The sequence below is a fragment of the Thioclava sp. 'Guangxiensis' genome (genome assembly GCF_045348365.1).
GTDB lineage: Bacteria > Pseudomonadota > Alphaproteobacteria > Rhodobacterales > Rhodobacteraceae > Thioclava > Thioclava kandeliae.
In genome coordinates, this window is sequence record NZ_CP155822.1 from 761892 (window position 1) to 779396 (window position 17505).

At 63.7% G+C, this 17505-nt stretch carries 16 protein-coding genes; 9 read left to right on the plus strand and 7 right to left on the minus strand.

Features of this window, described 5'->3' with window-relative positions:
• The first annotated feature begins 1 nt into the window (after window position 1).
• Together modB and modC are read left to right on the plus strand one after the other, a co-directional pair.
• Window positions 2–694, plus strand: coding sequence for a molybdate ABC transporter permease subunit (modB, locus tag ABEB22_RS03760; protein ID WP_339114189.1), 693 nt, complete (start codon window positions 2–4; stop codon window positions 692–694).
• Window position 695: 1 nt separating this feature from the next.
• Window positions 696–1793 carry a molybdenum ABC transporter ATP-binding protein gene (gene modC, locus ABEB22_RS03765; protein WP_406870854.1) on the plus strand — a complete coding sequence of 366 codons (1098 nt, stop codon included), beginning with the start codon at window positions 696–698 and terminating at the stop codon, window positions 1791–1793.
• Window positions 1794–1844: 51 nt separating this feature from the next.
• On the opposite strand, the gene ABEB22_RS03770 is transcribed toward modC, so the two are convergent.
• Together ABEB22_RS03770 and ABEB22_RS03775 are read right to left on the minus strand one after the other, a co-directional pair.
• A complete protein-coding gene (locus tag ABEB22_RS03770; protein WP_339114187.1) occupies window positions 1845–2312 on the minus strand; it encodes an Hsp20 family protein in 468 nt (155 codons plus the stop codon).
• A 167-nt stretch (window positions 2313–2479) separates the two neighbouring features.
• Window positions 2480–3271 carry a trypsin-like serine peptidase gene (locus ABEB22_RS03775; protein ID WP_406870855.1) on the minus strand — a complete coding sequence of 264 codons (792 nt, stop codon included), beginning with the start codon at window positions 3269–3271 and terminating at the stop codon, window positions 2480–2482.
• A 177-nt stretch (window positions 3272–3448) separates the two neighbouring features.
• Between ABEB22_RS03775 and ABEB22_RS03780 the strand changes: the two genes are divergently transcribed.
• Complete coding sequence (locus tag ABEB22_RS03780; protein WP_406870856.1) at window positions 3449–4147, plus strand: DUF599 domain-containing protein; 699 nt, start codon at window positions 3449–3451, stop codon at window positions 4145–4147.
• 71 nt (window positions 4148–4218) lie between these two features.
• Here ABEB22_RS03780 and ABEB22_RS03785 read toward each other — a convergent pair whose 3' ends face one another.
• The 3 genes from ABEB22_RS03785 to ABEB22_RS03795 form a co-directional block, all read right to left on the minus strand.
• Entirely contained in the window at window positions 4219–5589 is a 1371-nt protein-coding gene (locus tag ABEB22_RS03785) for an aspartate aminotransferase family protein (RefSeq protein WP_406870857.1), read from the minus strand.
• Window positions 5590–5610: 21 nt separating this feature from the next.
• The gene (locus ABEB22_RS03790) at window positions 5611–7080 is read right to left on the minus strand and encodes an NAD-dependent succinate-semialdehyde dehydrogenase (protein ID WP_406870858.1); all 1470 of its coding nucleotides are present in this window, start codon (window positions 7078–7080) and stop codon (window positions 5611–5613) included.
• 99 nt (window positions 7081–7179) lie between these two features.
• On the minus strand, window positions 7180–7659 hold the full coding sequence (locus ABEB22_RS03795) for an Lrp/AsnC family transcriptional regulator (RefSeq protein WP_350936538.1): 480 nt from the start codon (window positions 7657–7659) through the stop codon (window positions 7180–7182).
• A 131-nt stretch (window positions 7660–7790) separates the two neighbouring features.
• Between ABEB22_RS03795 and ABEB22_RS03800 the strand changes: the two genes are divergently transcribed.
• Complete coding sequence (locus tag ABEB22_RS03800) at window positions 7791–8600, plus strand: glucose 1-dehydrogenase (RefSeq protein WP_339114182.1); 810 nt, start codon at window positions 7791–7793, stop codon at window positions 8598–8600.
• Window position 8601: 1 nt separating this feature from the next.
• A complete protein-coding gene (locus tag ABEB22_RS03805; RefSeq protein WP_406870859.1) occupies window positions 8602–10482 on the plus strand; it encodes a glycoside hydrolase family 15 protein in 1881 nt (626 codons plus the stop codon).
• 47 nt (window positions 10483–10529) lie between these two features.
• On the opposite strand, the gene ABEB22_RS03810 is transcribed toward ABEB22_RS03805, so the two are convergent.
• Window positions 10530–11975, minus strand: coding sequence for a PLP-dependent aminotransferase family protein (locus ABEB22_RS03810; protein WP_339114180.1), 1446 nt, complete (start codon window positions 11973–11975; stop codon window positions 10530–10532).
• 189 nt (window positions 11976–12164) lie between these two features.
• Here ABEB22_RS03810 and ABEB22_RS03815 point away from each other — a divergent pair, with 189 nt between their 5' ends.
• From ABEB22_RS03815 to metG, 4 genes are all read left to right on the plus strand, one after another.
• Window positions 12165–13538, plus strand: a complete 1374-nt coding sequence (locus tag ABEB22_RS03815) for an aspartate aminotransferase family protein (RefSeq protein WP_406870860.1) — start codon at window positions 12165–12167, stop codon at window positions 13536–13538.
• Window positions 13539–13635: 97 nt separating this feature from the next.
• The gene (locus ABEB22_RS03820; RefSeq protein ID WP_406870861.1) at window positions 13636–14268 is read left to right on the plus strand and encodes a LysE family translocator; all 633 of its coding nucleotides are present in this window, start codon (window positions 13636–13638) and stop codon (window positions 14266–14268) included.
• 22 nt (window positions 14269–14290) lie between these two features.
• On the plus strand, window positions 14291–14728 hold the full coding sequence (locus ABEB22_RS03825; protein ID WP_406870862.1) for a GNAT family N-acetyltransferase: 438 nt from the start codon (window positions 14291–14293) through the stop codon (window positions 14726–14728).
• Between the two features lie 85 nt (window positions 14729–14813).
• Complete coding sequence (gene metG, locus ABEB22_RS03830; protein ID WP_350936408.1) at window positions 14814–16523, plus strand: methionine--tRNA ligase; 1710 nt, start codon at window positions 14814–14816, stop codon at window positions 16521–16523.
• Between the two features lie 71 nt (window positions 16524–16594).
• Here metG and ABEB22_RS03835 read toward each other — a convergent pair whose 3' ends face one another.
• Window positions 16595–17485: a LysR family transcriptional regulator gene (locus tag ABEB22_RS03835; RefSeq protein ID WP_339114175.1), complete on the minus strand. Its 891-nt coding sequence runs from the start codon at window positions 17483–17485 to the stop codon at window positions 16595–16597.
• Window positions 17486–17505: the final 20 nt, after the last annotated feature.

Below are 17505 nucleotides of genomic sequence, written 5' to 3' on the forward strand. Positions count from 1 at the left end.
AATGATGCTCTCTCCCGAAGAATGGGCGGCGATCGCGCTCTCGCTTAAAGTGTCCTCGGTGGCGGTGCTCTGCGCATTGCCACTGGCCATTATCGTGGCGCTCGTTCTGGCACGGGGGCGCGGGCCGCTGGTCTGGGGACTGAATGCGCTGGTGCATCTGCCACTGATCCTGCCGCCGGTGGTCACGGGTTATATCCTGCTGCTGGCCTTTGGCCGTAACGGCCCCATTGGCGCCTTTCTCGATCGCGCGATCGGGCTGGTCTTCGCCTTCCAGTGGACGGGGGCGGCGCTGGCGGCGGCCGTCATGGGCTTTCCGCTCATGGTCCGCGCGATCTGGCTGGCCATCGAGGCCGTCGATCCGGGGCTGGAACAGGCCGCCCGCACCCTTGGCGCACGGCCTTTAGGCGTGTTCTTCTCCATTACCCTGCCGCTCATCGCGCCGGGGGTCATCGCGGGGCTGATCCTCGCTTTTGCCAAGGCGATGGGCGAGTTCGGCGCCACGATCACCTTTGTCTCCAATATTCCGGGACGGACACAGACCCTGCCCTCGGCCATCTACGCGCTCCTGCAGGTGCCCGGCGCCGAAGGCTCGGTGGCCAAACTCGCAGGCATCTCCATCGGAATTGCGGTCACCGCGATGCTTCTGTCGGAATCCGTGTCGCGGATGATTGCCAAGCGGATCAGGGGGAGCTGATATGCACAACACACCGATGCTGGATGTGTCTCTGCGCCACCGCGCGGGCCAGCTGGATCTGGCCGTCGCGTTCACCGCCCCCACCGGCGTGACCGCCCTCTTCGGCCCTTCGGGCGCGGGAAAATCCACCGTCATCAGCGCGATCTCGGGGCTTTTGCGCCCGGATCAGGGCCGGATCACGCTGGGCGGCACTCCGCTCTTCGACCGCGCAAACCGTATCGATATGCCAGCCCATCGCCGCCGCATCGGCTATGTCTTTCAGGACCCGCGGCTCTTCCCGCATCTGGGCGTGCGCGGCAATCTGGACTATGGCGCCAAACGCGCGCCGAAAGGGGCACAGGGGCCCGCCTTCGATCAGGTGATCGAGATGCTGGGGATTGCGCCCTTGCTTGACCGCCGTGTGGCCGCCCTGTCGGGCGGCGAGAAGGCGCGAGTTTCCATCGGGCGGGCGCTGCTATCGAAGCCGCAGATCCTGTTGATGGACGAACCGCTGGCCGCCCTCGATACGCCAAGGCGCGCCGAGATCCTGCCATTTCTGGAGCGCTTACGCGATACCGGCCTGCCCATTGTCTATGTCAGCCATTCGGTGGCCGAGATCGCGCGACTGGCCGATACGCTCGTGCTGATCGATCAGGGCAAAACCCGCGCCTCCGGCCCCCTGCGGAGCCTGTTGGCCGATCCCGATCTGGCCCATCTCTTCGGACAGGACGAAGCGGGTGCCGTCATCGAAGCCCGAGTCACGGGTCAGGACCCCGATGGCATGACGCTTGTTCAAGGCGCGGGCGGCACACTCTATCTGAGCGACCCGCATGCCGCAGGCACCGATCTACGCCTGCGCATTCAGGCCAGTGATGTGATCCTCGCACGCCAGCGCCCTGAAGGGCTCTCGGCGCTCAACATTCTTGCGGGCGAGGTGCGCAAGATCACCCCGACCTCCGCCGATCGCGCCCGTGTCTGGGTGCAGATCCGCTGTGGCGGCGAGGATATCCTCGCCAAGATCACCGCGCGCTCGGCACAGGCACTGGAACTGCGTGAGGGCACCCCCTGCCATGCGATCCTGAAAACCGTGGCTGTGGAGCGGCGCACCCCGAAGGCATAAACGCAAGAAGGCGCGGGTCTCCCCGCGCCTCCGTAGAGCCTGTCACGCAGATTATTGCGCGTTATCGATCACCTCACGGGACACGCGCCCCGAGCCGGTATTGGTGATCTCGATGCGGCGGGGCTTGAGCGCCTCGGGCACCTCATGCACCAGATCGATATGCAGCATGCCATCCTCGTTGCTGGCGCCCGTCACGCGGACATGGTCGGCCAAGCCAAAACGGCGCTCGAAGGCGCGGGTGGCGATCCCGCGATGCAGATAGGTCTTCTGCCCCGCTTCCTCGGATTTGCGGCCCGCAACGATCAGCGCGCCATCCCGCATCTCGACACTCAGCTCGTCGGCGGCAAAGCCAGCGACAGCGATGGTGATGCGATAGGCATTCTCATCGGTTTTTTCGATATTGTAGGGCGGGTAGCTGGGCTGGGCGACATCCTTGGACATCACGCTATCCATCAGGTCGGCCATCCGGTCGAACCCGACGGTGGCACGGTAAAGCGGCGAAAGATCGAAACTACGCATTATGGTCATCCTCATTGAGCGATGTAGGGCCCACCCCGTGCGGGCATGGGCGGTTAAGGGAGCGCGGGACCCTGTTGCGGCATCCCGACACATTCAATCTGGGAAGGCCGAAATGCGGTTTCAAGCCTCCCACCCGCAAGATTTTTCCACCGCCTGCGCGTAACCGGTTAGGGCTTCACGCGCGGGGCTACCGAAATGAATTTGGCGCCCCCAACCATCTGCGCGCGCTGGCCACCCGACTGGCGCAAATCGGTCAGCATACGGTGCATCTCACCGGCATCGCCGAGCAGAGCCACTTTCCTGTCGCCGAGCTTTCCCTTGGCCGAGACGATACCTACAATCCGTGGCCTGCCATTCTTCATAACGAAAACCGGCGCCCCGGAGGCCCCGAAATCCACATCGCAATCCGTCACCATCCGCTCCCCGATGACCTGCAAAAGCGTGCAGCTCTGCTGGAGCGAGGGCAGGTTCTCGCGCCCTTCGGCATAGGAGACAACCTGAAGAGCGGCCCCGATCGCGGGCCGGTCCCCTAGCTGGAACGGTTCGATCGGCGAGATCCTTACCGGCTGCATGAGCCGCAACAAGGCCATATCCTCGGCTGCACGGTCGAACTGGTGCGGGCCCCGATAGGCATAGTCGGGATGAGGATAGGCCTCTTTGATACGGCGCACAACGATCGCGCGGTCATTGCGCAGGCCCATGCGGAACTGCGCGCTACTCATATCGACCTTCTGACGCGTCTCACTGTCATAAAGACAATGCGCCGCCGTCAGGATCAGGTCCGCCCCCACAAGGCTTGCCGTGCAAAAACCGCCATCGTCGAAATCGAGGCGCCCCACGGCCTCCCAGCCGCGTCCTGCGTCCCCCGTGGTGAGCGCCCGCAATGTTGTCTGCGCCGCCACGCCCGCAGGCAGCGCGAGCGCCAGAAGCAGCGCGACCCTGACGGCCAGTCGTGTCATATGCCGGATCATCGCGTTCCATCCGCGGCCAGTTTCCTCGGCCCTAGAAGACACAGTTAATGCGGCGATTTTGCGACCCCTGTGCGAAAAGCTTCCGGCCGGTCGCGGGCACGGTTTACCGCCCGAGCGCCCCCCGATAGAATGAATCGTCTGTTGCTTATGGCGGAAAGACCATTCATGACTTCCTTCTCGATCGGCCCGCTCGGCCTTGCGGACCTGTTTGCGCTGACGCTTCTCGTGCTGTGCTGGGCCCTTATCGGCTGGTTCTGCGAGAACCCGCCCGAGAACCGGATCTCGGTTGGCAAGTTGATGGAACGCTACCGCCACGAATGGATGCGACAGATGGTCGGGCGGCAGAACCGGATCTTTGATAGCCAGATGGTGGACGGGCTGCGGCAATCCACGACGTTTTTCGCCTCGACCGCGCTGATCGCGATTGGCGGCGGGCTGGCGCTGATCGGCAATCCCGACCCGCTGACCACGCTGGCCTCGGATCTCGAGCTGGATCAGGCCCCCGCGCTGCTCTGGGAGGTGCGGATCCTGACCGCCGTCCTGTTCGGGGCACTGGCCTTCCAGAAATTCGTGTGGTCACACAGGCTGTTTTCCTATGCCGCGCTCGCAATGGCCGCGATTCCTAACGACCCGAACGATCCCGATGCCTTTCCGCGCGCGGAACAGGCCGCCAAGGTGAATATCTCGGCGGCCAAGAGCTTCAATCGGGGCCTGCGCAACGTCTATTTCGCCCTGGCCTCCCTGGCATGGCTCCTCGGACCCGAGACCCTGATTGCGGCAGCGGTAATCACGACCGTGACGCTCTGGCGCAGGGAATTCGCCTCGGCCTCGCGCGAGGCGCTGCTGGAAAATCCGCCCCGCTAAAGAAACCGATCCGGGCGGGGCCATCGAGACCCCGCCCAGATCGCGAACCGGCCCCGGGGGCCGTTTCGGGGTCAGCCCAGCACCTGGGTGACTGCTTTCTTCGTGGCGGCGACGATGAGATCGGCCTCCGCCTCGCTGAGGCAGAGCGGCGGGGCGAAACCAAGAATATCCCCCTGCGGCATGGCGCGCCCGATCACCCCTTCGGAGGCCAGCGCGGCGGCGATCTGCGGGCCGGTCTTGGCGCTCGCATCGAAGAACCGGCGGCTGTCACGGTCCTCGACAAACTCGACCGCACAGAGCATGCCCTCGCCACGGATATCGCCGACATTGGGGTGGTCGCCCAGAGCCGCTTTCATCGCCCTGTTCAGATAGGCCCCCGTTTTACCTGCATTTTCCACCAAACCGAGGCTGTCGATCAGCTTGAGGTTTGCCACGCCAGCCGCAGCCCCGATGGGGTGGGCCGAATAGGTCCAGCCATGACCGATCGGGCCGTTCTCGTCGGTGCCCTGTTCCAGCACCTTCCACATCTTCTCGCCCACGATCGAGCCCGAAAGCGGCGCATAGGCCGAGGTCAGCCCTTTGGCGATGGTGATCAGATCGGGTTTCATCCCGTAGTGATCCGAGCCGAACATGGTGCCCAGCCGCCCGAAGCCCGTAACGACCTCATCGGCCACCAAAAGGATGTCATGCTTGGCCAGCACTTTCTGGATGGCGCCCCAGTAACCTGCAGGTGGCGGCACGATACCGCCGGTGCCCAGAACCGGCTCGCCGATGAAGGCCGCGATGGTGTCGGCGCCCTCGCGTTCGATCAGCGCCTCCAGTTCGGCCACGCAATGGGCGGTGAAGGCCTCCTCGGTGTCGATCCCCTCGGGGCGGCGGAAATAGTAGGGTGCCTCGGTATGCAGGATCGGCGCGCGCGGCAGATCGAATTTGTTATGGAACCCCGACAGTCCCGTCAACGAGCCGGTCATCACCCCCGAACCATGATAGCCCCGCCAGCGCGAAATGATCTTCTTCTTCTCGGGACGGTTCAGGATGTTGTTGTAATACCAGATCAGCTTGATATTGGTCTCGTTCGCATCCGAGCCGGACAGCCCGAAATAGACTTTGGACATGCCCTTGGGGGCGCGTTCCATGACCATCTGTGCCAGCGTGATCGAGGCCTCGGTCCCGTGCCCCACATAGGCATGGTAATAGGCCAGCTCGCGCGCCTGATCGGCAATCGCATCGGCGATCTCGGGGCGGCCATAGCCCACATTCACGCAATAGAGCCCCGCGAACGCATCGAGCATCTGGCGGCCGTCACGGTCCTCGATATAGACCCCCTTCGCAGTGCGGATCACACGGGTCGGCGTCTCGCCACGGGCATGCTGTGCCAGATGGGTCGAGGGATGGAAGAAGTTCTCGCGGTCCCAGCGGGCAAGTTGGTCATTGGTCAGCATAATGCCTCCTTTCGTCTTCAGTTAGATACCCCAGTCGCGGCAGAGGTATTTGATTTCCATGAATTCCTGCATGCCCGTGCGCGCGCCCTCGCGGCCAAGACCGGATTGCTTCATGCCGCCAAAGGGAATGGGCGCGCCGGTGACCTTGGTGCGGTTCACCGCCACCATGCCGAATTGCAGCGCGCGGCTTGCGCGATAGATGCGTTTGGGATTGAGGCTGTGGATATAGGCCACAAGCCCGTATTCGCCTGTGTTGGCCCGCGCGATCACCTCGTCCTCGGTGTCGAACGGGGTGATCGGTGCGATGGGGCCGAAAGTTTCCTCGCGCATGATCTTGGCGTCATCGGGCACATCGGTCAGCACGGTCGGCTGGAAGAACAGCCCCTCATGCGTGCCCCCCGTGGCCAGTGTCGCGCCTTTGGCCAGCGCGTCCTCCAGATGCTCGACCTGCTTGGCGATGGCGCCCGCGTTCATCAGCGGGCCGATATCGGGGTCGTCGATCCCGCGCCCTACGGTCAACGCCTGGACGGCCTCGGTGAATTTCGCGCAGAAGGCATCATAAATCGGGCGCTCCACATAGATGCGGTTGGCGGCCAGACAGTCCTGCCCCGAAGTGGCGAATTTGGCCTTCAGCGTCTCGGCCACGGCGCGGTCGAGATCGGCACCCTTGAAGACGATCACCGGTGCATGGCCACCCAGTTCCAGCACCAGCCGTTTTACCGTTTGTGCCGATTGCGCATAAAGCAACTTGCCGATGGCGGTGGAGCCGGTGAAGCTGAGCGCGCGCACACGGGTGTCCTCGCACCAGGGCGTGACGATTTCGGGCGCATGGCCCGTAACCACGTTGAAAACCCCTGCCGGAAAGCCCGCCCGCTCGACCAGCTCCGCCAAGGCCAGCGCCGAATAGGGCGTCTCGGCCGAAGGGTGCGCCACCACGGTGCAGCCGGCCGCCAAGGCCGCTGCCGCCTTGCGCGTCAGCATGGCCGAGGGGAAATTCCACGGGGTGATCAGCGCCGCCACCCCCACGGGTTCCAGCCACAGCTCCATTTCGGCATCGGGCAGATGCGAGGTCACGCTTTCCACATTGGGGCGCTTGGCCTCCTCGGCGTAGAATTCCACGAAACTCGCGGCATAGTCGATCTCGCCGCGCGCTTCCGAGATGGGCTTGCCCTGCTCGGCCACCATGAGGCGCGCGAGATCTTCGCGGGCCGCGACGATCAGCTCGAACCAGCGGCGGAGAAGCCCGGCTCTCTCCTGCGGCAAGGTCTGCGACCAGGACCCGAAGGCACGATCTGCCGCCTCCACCGCGGCCTGTGCCTGCGCGCCTGACAAGCGGGCAACATGGCCCAGTTCGACCCCGTCGGCAGGATCGGTGACCGCAAAAGAGGCGTTCTCCGCGCCGGCCTGCCATTTGCCGTCGACATAGGCGAAACTTCGCAGCAGTCGGCGGTCTTTCAGGGACGCACGGTCGGAAATCGTAGCATCAAGCATGGGCGGGTCTCCTTTCCCGTCCAGTGTGCCTGACCCCCGCCGCAAAAGAGACCGAAGATCGGCCATCCGCAGCCCGTGCGGACTGCGGCACCGGCCCTCTCAGTCCGAATGGCCTGCCAGCAGATCGAAAGGCGGCAGCCCCTGCTTCACCGGCTTGGTCACGATATAGGTGAAATAGCGCGCAATCCCGATGCGCCCGTCCAGAAGCATGTCGATCAGGCGCTGGTAGCTGTCGATATCGCGGGTGACGATCTGCATCAGATAATCGAACCCGCCGCCCAGCGCCCAGACATTCACGATCTCGGGGATGGGCTGCACCGCATCCTCGAAAATGCGGAAGGTCGCGGCCTTGTGGTCGGCCAGTTCGGCGGCCACGAACACCGTCACATGCGGCCCCAGTTTCTTCAGCGCGATCCTCGCGCCATAGCCCTCGATCAGCCCTGCGGCCTCCAGCTTTTTCAGCCGGTCCCAGGCAGGAGTGGGCGAGAGGTTGATACGCTCGGCCAGAACCGCCTTGGTGATGCGGCCTTCACGGGCGAGTGTCGTCAGAATGGCAAGATCACGGTCATCAAGTTTCAGCATGGTGCCATGCTAGCGCAGGCCGGAGCCAACCGCATCCGGCAAAAACATCATAGTGATGGAAACTTGGCGCGGGTCTCGCCCGTTACTCCTGCAAGCAACCCGAGGATAGCCCGAGGAAAGGATCTTCCATGTCTCCTGCAGCGCCGCAACCCACCAAAGCCGCCAACCGCCTGAAAGGCAGGGTCGCCATCGTCACCGGTGGCTCTTCGGGGATCGGAGCGGCGATCGCCGAGAGCTTCGCGCTCGAAGGGGCCGATCTGGTGATTACCTACCGCTCGGATGAGGCCGGCGCCAAAAAAACCGCCGATCATGCCGCAGCCCATGGCAGCCTTGTGGAGATTGTTAAATGCGATCTCTCGAAGCAGGACGATATTGACGCGCTTTTTGCCAAGGCGGAGGACCGGTTCGGGGCGGCGGATATTCTTGTCAACAATGGCGGCATGGACCCCGACCCCGCCGATCTGGACGAGATGGCCCCCGAGGACTGGTCCAAGGTGATCGCCGTTAACCTGACCGGCCCTGCCATGGCATCGGCCGCCTTCATCCGCATGCGCAAGGCGGCGGGCGGCGGCGGGCGCATCGTCACCGTGTCCTCGGTGCACGAGAATGTGCCGCGCGGTGGCACCTCGGCCTATGATGCCTCCAAGGGCGGGCTGCGGATGCTGACCCGCACACTGGCACTGGAACTGGCGCCGCACCGCATCACCGCCAATAACATCCTGCCCGGCATGATCCTTACCCCTATCAATCAGGAAGCGATGGATGACCCCGAACTGCTGAAAGAGATGGAAAGCAATATCCCCTGGGGCCGTGCGGGCCAGCCATGGGAAGTAGCAAAGATGGCAGTCTATCTGGCCTCCGATGATGCGGACTATGTCACAGGGCAGAGTTTCGCCATTGATGGCGGGCTGTCGATCAACCTCGGTCAGGGGGCGTAAAATGGAGGGCCGCTTCACCCGCCCGCTCTCGTCCGATCCGCGCCATGTGGCGCTTGCCGACCTCCCCGAACGCGAGACCGCCTACCCGCCGATCCGCGATTTCGCCCTGATCGGCGATACGCTCAGCGCCGCGCTGGTGGCGCGTGACGGGGCGATCGAGTTCCTCTGCCTGCCAGATTTCGATGGCGATGCGGTGTTTACCGGCATGCTCGATGCCCGTCGTGGCGGGCGCTTCTTTGTGGGGCCGCTAACCTGTGGCGAAGTCACCCGCAGCTATATCGGCGAGAGCGCAGTGCTGCGCACGCTGCACCACACGCCGCAGGGCGTGCTGGAAGTGACAGATCTCATGCCAATCGGCAAACGCGGGGATGGGTCAGTTGGCGGGGAACGACAGGTGCTGCGGATGGTCAAGGCGCTGGAGGGCCAGCCCGAGCTGGGCGTGCTGATCAACCCGATGCTCGACTGGGGCACCACCCTGCCCGATTTCCGGCAGGACGAGGATGGTAGCTGGCAGATGGAGTTCGGTTCCGACGGGCTGCGTTTTGTCTCGGATGTCGATCTGGCCCCGGTGGCGCCCGGCGCATTGGCAGGCAGCTGCACGCTCGAGACGGGAGAGACGCGCTTTGTCATGCTGACAAGCGCCAGCCCCGACGCCCGCCCCGTCACCCCCGACACGCCTGCCCGCGAGTTGGACCGAACACTCGCCTATTGGACACAGGTCAATACCGGCTGCAAACCCGATGGCCCGTTCCGTGAGGCGATCATGCGCAGCGCGGTCACTTTGCATCTTTTGCACTACAACAATTCAGGCGCGCTACTGGCCGCACCCACAGCGGGTCTGCCCGAGGTCATGGGCGGGGCGCGCAACTATGATTACCGCTTCTGCTGGATCAGGGATGCAACCTTTGTTCTACATGCCTTTTTCTCGCTGGATCTACCGGAATGCGCACAGAATTTCTTCCGCTGGCTCATGCAGGCCGCTCGCCATTCGGCGCCGCGTCTGGGGGTCTTCTACTCTATCGGAAAAGAACATGATCCGGGCACGCGCGAGTTAACGGCGCTCGAAGGCTATCGCGGCTCGGCGCCCCTTATCATTGGCAATGACGCGCAGGGCCAGCTGCAACTGGATGGCTATGGCGCTGTTCTGGACTGTGCACGGATGTATGTGCGCCATGGGGGCACACTCTCGGAGGAGGAACAGACCCGCCTGCAGGGCTATGCTCAGGCCGCGATGCTGGACTGGACCCTGCCCGATAACGGGCTGTGGGAAATTCCGGGCTCGCGCCAGCATCACACCTATTCCAAGGCGATGTGCTGGCAGGCGCTCGACGCGTGGCTCGACCTGATCGAGATGGGAGCGGTGCAGGATGACCCGACCGGATACCGCAGTGAGCATAGCCGCATTCGCGAGCATGTCCTGTCACAAGCATGGAATGCGGAAATCGGCGCCTTTACCGGCGCGATCGGGCGGGACTGGCTGGATGCCTCGGTGCTGCTTCTGCCACGGATCGGGATCGTCGAAGCCGATGATCCGAAGATGGTTGCCACTTTCAAGACGCTCAAACGCGAACTGTCCGAAGGACCACATTTCAGGCGCTACCCCACGGGGCTCGACGGCCTGCCCGGCGATGAGGGGCATTTCATGGCCTGTGGTTTCTGGGCCGCCGATTACCTGACCCGTGCGGGCCGCCTCGAGGAGGCGGAAGCGCAGATCGCGGGCCTTCTGGCCTCGGCCAATGATCTGGGTCTGATGCCCGAGGAGATCGATGCGGCCACCGGTGAACATCTGGGTAATTTCCCGCAAGCCTTCTCCCATGCGGGGCTGATCGCGGCTTCCGTCGCGCTCGAGGAAGCGCGTGGGGCCCGTCGCGACTGCGACTAACATATAGTTGCGCGACTGCGACGGATGCAGGGGGCCACGACCGGCGGCTAGCGCAGACCGTCGGCCACCGCCCCCAGAGCCGCCAGGCCGGGGCGCACAGCCTCGGTCCGGATACAGCTAAGGCCCAAACGGATAAACCGCCCCGCCCCTTCGGGGCCGGTGAACGGATCGCCCAGCTCGAAGGCTACCCCACGCGCCAGCGCGCCTTTCAGGAGTGCGGCATTGTCCATGCCCTTGGGCAGTCCCAGCCAGAGGCTCGAGCCCCCATGGCAGGGATCGGGCGCGCTGAAACCGCCCAGATCCTTGGGCAGGCGCTCCATCACCTGATACCAGCGCTCGGAATGCGCCTCACGCAGGCGCCGCATCAGCGCAAGATAATGCCCCTCGGCCAGAAAGATCGCCGCAGTGCGCTGGTTGTTCAGTGGCGCCGAGCGGTGCAAAAGCCTGCGCATCCAGCGCGCCTCATGCACGAACCCCTCGGGCGCCACCATGAACCCGAGCCGCACACCGGGCGCGAGGATTTTGGACATGGTGCCCAGATAGATCACCCTTCCTGCGCGGTCTTGCGATTTCAGCGAGGGACCACGGGCCAGAGCCAGCTCGCCCTCGTAATCATCCTCGAGGATCAGGAAATCCTCGGTTGATGCACGGTCCAGCCAGTCGGCGCGGCGGGCCTCAGACATCACGGCCATCGTCGGGCAATGCGAGGCGGGCGTCAGCACCGCCAGATCGAGGCGCGGCGCAGGCGCGGCCCCCTCGGCATCGACACCGAGATCCACTTCCTCCGCCCCTGTCAGCCCGAAGATGAACCGCGCATCGGGATAGCCGGGCCGCTCGAGCCCGACCCGCGTGCCCTCCCCCGCCAGAAGACGGGCCGCCAGATAGAGCCCCTCCTGCGCGCCGAGCGTGATCAGGATTTCCTCCGGCTTGGCAAAGATCCCGCGCGCCGGCAGGATACGGGTGCGGATCTGCTCGATCAGCATCGGATCATCCTCGATGGCCCGATCCGCCGACCACCAGTCAAGCGCCGAGCGCCCCATCATATCGCGCGAGCAGGACCGCCATGCCTGAATCGGAAACAGCGTCGGGTCCACCTGACCGTAGATGAACGGATAGGGATACTCGGCCCAACCCGTCATCTTGCGGATCTGCTCGAACGCCGAAGGCCTTGCCCGCAGCCTGCCCGGCCAGTGGATCGCCCCCTGCGCGGGAGATTGCGCCACGGGCTGCGATCGGGCGGCCACAAAGGCACCGCGACGGGGATGATTGTCCAGATAGCCCCGCGCCACCAGCTCGTCATAGACCAGCGTCACCGTGTTCCGCGCGATCCCCAGCGCCTGCGCAAGGCTGCGCGAGCCGGGCATCTTCTGGCCCGGACGCATGCGGCCCTGCTCGATCCCCGCAATGATCCCCTGCCGCAGCTGGCGTTGCAAAGGGTCCGGACCCGCCCGATCCAGTATGATCCCCAATGACGCTTTCAGCCCATCACCCATCGCGGTCTCCGCACAAAAAACAGACGCTTGCCCTGCAGAGTGCAAAAGCGCGTGCCGAACTCTGTATCACATCTCGGAAACTGGCACCATTCCTTGCAGAAAACTGGCCCTATCAGCCGCGACCGGAAAGATATTGGGTGAACCCGACGCAGATCAAAGCCAAACTAAACCAAAGAAGGACGGACCCTGATGGACGGTCACGCACTCAACGACATTCAGGCCACTGTCGATGCCGATAAAGCCCATGTCTTCCACCACCTGTTCCAGCATGCCAAGCTGCATACCAATGACCCGCGTATCATCGTCGAGGGCAAGGGCATGTCGGTCTGGGACCAGAACGGGCGCGAATATCTGGATTCCGTCTCGGGCGGCGTCTGGACGGTAAATGTGGGCTATGGCCGCGAGAGCATCGCCAATGCGGTCCGTGACCAGCTCATCAAGATCAACTATTTCGCAGGCTCCGTGGGCTCCATCCCCGGCGCGCAATTCGCGCAGCGCCTCACCGAGAAAACCCCCGGCCTCAACCGTCTCTACTATGTCAACTCGGGCACCGAAGCCAACGAGAAGGCGTGGAAGATGGTCCGCCAGATCGCCCACAAGCATCACGGCGGCAAGAAATGGAAGATCCTCTACCGCGAGCGCGATTACCATGGCTCGTCGCTGGCGGCCTTGGCGGCCTGTGGTCAGCACCAGCGCGCCGATCAGTATGGCCCCTTCCCCGAGGGGTTCATCCCCGTGCCGCATTGCCTTGAATACCGCGCGCAATGGGATGTGGAGAATTACGGCGAACGGGCCGCGGATGCGATCGAAGAGGTCATCCTGCGCGAGGGCCCCGACACCGTGGGCGCGCTCTGCCTCGAGCCGGTCACCGCAGGCGGTGGTGTCATCGTGCCGCCCAAGGGCTATTGGGAGCGCGTGCAGGCGATCTGCAAGAAATATGACATCTTGCTGCATATCGACGAGGTCGTCTGTGGCATGGGCCGCACCGGCGAGTGGTTCGGCTATCAGAACTACGGCATCACCCCCGATTTCGTGACCTGCGCCAAAGGTGTCGCCTCGGGCTATGCGGCGATTGCCTGCATGCTGACCACCGATGAAGTCTTCGAGAAATTCCGCACCGACCCCGATGACGAGATGAGCTATTTCCGCGACATCTCGACATTCGGCGGCTGCACGGCGGGCCCTGCTGCGGCGCTGGAAAACATGCGCATCATCGAGGACGAAGGCCTTCTGGCCAATACCAAAGCGATGGGCGACTATCTGATGAGCCGCCTGCACGAGCTGAAGGAAAAGCACAAGGTCATCGGCGATGTGCGCGGCAAGGGCCTGTTCTGTGGGGCAGAGCTGGTGGCCGACCGCGCCACCAAGGAACCGCTGGCCGAGAAGCTGGTGCAATCGGTCGTGGCCTCGGCCGATGCCGATGGCGTGCTGATCGGCGCGACCTCGCGGTCCTTCAAAGGCATGAACAACACGCTCTGCTTCAGCCCCGCGCTGATCGTGGACGAGCCCAAGATCGACCGCATCATCGACGCCGTCGACCGCGGTCTGGCCAAGCTCGCCTGATCCCTGCGTGACCATCCGGAAAGAGGCAGGGGCACGCTCCTGCCTCTTTTCTATAGCGCCCTTCGCAGGCATACTCGCGCCATCTCAGGAGCGCCCGATGACCCTCGCAACCCTACTGACCTTCGCCCTTGTCACATCGCTTCTGGTGATCTCGCCCGGACCGAACGGCATGCTGATCGCACGGATCGTGCCGCTTTCGGGGCGACGGGCGGGGCTTGCGGCGGTCTGCGGCTTTGTCGCCGCCTTCTACCTGCATGGGACGCTGTCGGTGCTGGGGATCTCGGCGCTGCTGATGCAATCGGCATGGGCCTATAGCATTTTCAAGCTGCTGGGTGCGGGCTATCTGGTCTGGCTCGGGGTCAGATCGCTGATCGCTGCGGCCCGTGGGGCCACACCCTCGCCCCATACCCCCGAACTGCGCCGGACCCGCAAGCGCCGCGCCTTCATCGAAGGCTTCCTGACCAACGCGCTCAATCCCAAGGTTTCGCTTTTCTATCTTGCGGCCTTCCCGCAGTTCCTGCCTGTCGATCATGGCCTCGCCCAGCCCTTCGCGCTGGTCACGCTCCATGCCACGATCAATGCGCTGTGGTTCTCGGCCATGGTGATGGCGCTTGGCGGGCTTAGGGCCGCCACCCGCCGCCCCGCATTCCAGCGCGCCCTGAAAGCCGTGACCGGCGTGGTCTTTATCGGCTTCGGCCTGAAACTGGCGCAGAGCCGCCTCACCCCGTAAGACCGCACCCCGAGGACCCTCCATGATCCGCCTTGCCACCCCCCATGACGAAGCCGCGATCCGTGCCTGCGCCATCGAGGCCTATACCCCCTATATCGCCCGTATGGGCCGCGAGCCTGCGCCGATGGGGGCCGATTATGCGGCCCAGATCGCCCGTGGCGTGGTCTATGTGGAGGAGGAGGAGAGCCTTCTGGGGTTCATCACCTTCTATGACGAGGGTGAGCATATCCTGCTGGAGAATGTCGCGGTCACACAGGCCGCGCGCGGGCGTGGCACGGGTCGCAAGCTGATCGGGCTTTGCGAGGCGGCGGCGCAGGCCTTGGGCAAGCCGGTGCGGCTCTATACCAATGCCACGATGGTCGAGAACCTCGAGATCTATCCCCGCCTTGGCTATGCCAAGATCGACGAGCGCGAGGAAAACGGCTTCCATCGCGTCTATTTCGAGAAAAATCCGGCGTGAAGCCCGCCTGCGGCTTCTGTATCCCTCTGGCCATACGCCCCGCCCCGCGTTAAACCCTGCGCAAACTCATCTGAAAGGCGGATATATGGCACGTCATCTCGTCACATCGGCGATTCCCTATATCAACGGTATCAAACACCTCGGGAATCTCGTCGGCTCGCAGCTTCCGGCGGATCTGTTCGCCCGCTACCAGCGCGCGCGCGGCAATGAGGTCATGTTCATCTGCGCCACCGACGAGCATGGCACACCCGCAGAGCTGGCCGCGCAGAAGGCCGGAAAGCCCGTGGCAGACTATTGCGCGGAAATGCACGAGGTGCAGGCCCGTATCGCCGAAGGCTTCCGCCTGAGCTTCGACCATTTCGGCCGCTCTTCCAGCCCGCAGAACCGCCATCTGACCCAGGCCTTCGCCAAGCGCCTCCATGAGATGGGGCTGATCCGCGAAGTGTCGGAAAAGCAGATGTATTCCAACGCCGATGGCCGCTTCCTGCCGGACCGCTATATCGAGGGCACCTGCCCCAATTGCGGCTATGACAGCGCACGCGGCGACCAGTGCGACAATTGCACCAAGCAGCTTGATCCGGTCGATCTGATCAACCCGCGCTCGGTGATCTCGGGCTCGACCGATCTGGAGATGCGCGAGACCAAACACCTCTTCCTGTGCCAGTCCAAGATGAAGGACAAGCTCGAAGCGTGGATCGACAGCAAATCCGACTGGCCGGTGCTGACCACCTCGATTGCCAAGAAATGGCTCAACGATGGCGACGGATTGCAGGACCGCGGCATCACCCGGGATCTCAACTGGGGTGTTCCCGCACAATTCGAGGGCGCTCCGTGGGGCGGCATGGAGGGCAAGGTCTTCTATGTCTGGTTCGACGCACCGATCGAATATATCGCGGGCACGCAGGAATGGGCCGATGCGAATGGCGGCGACTGGGAGCGCTGGTGGCGCACCGACAAGGGCGCGGATGATGTGACCTATACCCAGTTCATGGGCAAAGATAACGTCCCCTTCCACACCATCGGCTTCCCCGCTACGATCCTCGGCTCGGACGAGCCGTGGAAGCTTGTGGATTACATCAAGTCCTTCAACTACCTCAATTACGATGGCGGCCAATTCTCGACTTCGCGCGGGCGTGGTGTCTTCATGGATCAGGCGCTCGAGATCCTGCCCTCGGATTACTGGCGCTGGTGGCTGCTCTCGCACGCCCCCGAGTCAGCAGATGCCGAATTCACTTGGGAGAATTTCCAGGTATCGGTGAACAAGGATCTGGCCGATGTTCTGGGCAACTTCGTCTCGCGCATCACCAAATTCACCCGCTCCAAGTTTGGCGAGGCGATCCCCGAGGGCGGCGATTGGGGAGAGGCAGGCGAGGCACTGATTGCCGAACTGACCACCCGCATCCGTGATTACGAGAAGTTCATGGAGGCCAAGGAGGTCCGCAAGGCGGCAGCGGAACTGCGCGCGATCTGGGTTGCGGGCAACGAATATCTGCAATCCTCGGCACCCTGGACGGTATTTAAGACCGATCCGGTGCAGGCGGGCGCCATCGCGCGTCTCGCGCTCAACCTCGTTCCGCTTTACGCGGTGCTCTCGGCGCCCTTCATCCCCGATGCGGCGAAATCCATGCTGGAAGGCATGCATGCGACCGACCAAGGCTGGCCCGATGATGTGGCCGCTGCGGTGCGCGCCCTGCCCGAAGGCCATGCCTTCACCACGCCCGAAGTGCTGTTCGGCAAGATCTCGGACGAGCAACGCGAGGACTGGCAGAGCCGGTTCGCGGGCATCCGCACCTGAGCCCCACGCTCCGGACATGAAAAAACGGCGGGCCGATCAGCCCGCCGTTTCTATTTGTGCATTCGGCCCGATCAGGCGTTCGCCTGATGGATCGTGGCCAGACATTCCGCCATGAATTTTACCGGCTCGCTAGCGCGATCGACATCGCGATACACCAGATCCAGCGCCACCTTGCGACGGCTGACACCACCCGCATTCAGCGTGACCAGCTCACCGCTTTCGAGCTTCGAGGCGATGGGCTCCATCGGCAACCAGCCAAAGCACATGCCACGCTCGACCGCAGCCACTGCGCTTTCAAGCGAGGACACGGTCCAGATCCGGCCATGCGGGCGATCCACCTCGGTCCCGTCCAGACGGTTCTCGCGGATGAACACGCGCAGATGACGGGCCATCTCGGCCTGCGTGAGGTTATGATGGGCCTGCGCCAGCGGGTGCTCCTTGCGCGCCACCAGCGCGAAATCCATCTCGCAGATGCGCTGACCGGGCACGGGGCACAACTCGGGCAGGACCACCGCGAGATCGAAGGGAAGGCTCATGAATTCCGACATTTCCAGACGCACGGTCTCGTGCACATCCACCAGAACGTCGGGATATCGGGTCTGTAGCTTCAAAAGCGCCTCGCCCAGCCATTCGCGGGGGAATAGCGCATCCACCAGCAGACGCACCTGAAGCGGGCCGGTGCCCGATTCCGCGCGCGCTGCGGTTTCCACCGAGACCAGCTCGTCGATCAGTGGCGAGACCTCGGCGAGGAGCAGTTTGCCATGTTCGGTCAGCACCGCACGGCGCCCCTGCATCTCCATGATCGCGAAGCCCAGCGATTCCTGCAGCTTCGAGACAGAGTAACTGATGGCGGACTGGCTGCGTTCGAGGCTCACAGCCGCTTCGGCAAAACTCCCGCATTCGACCACGCGACGCAGGATCGCCCAGTGTTCGAGGTTTGTCTTCGGAATGCTCGACGGCATGTAGTCCTCATCTGTTTTAT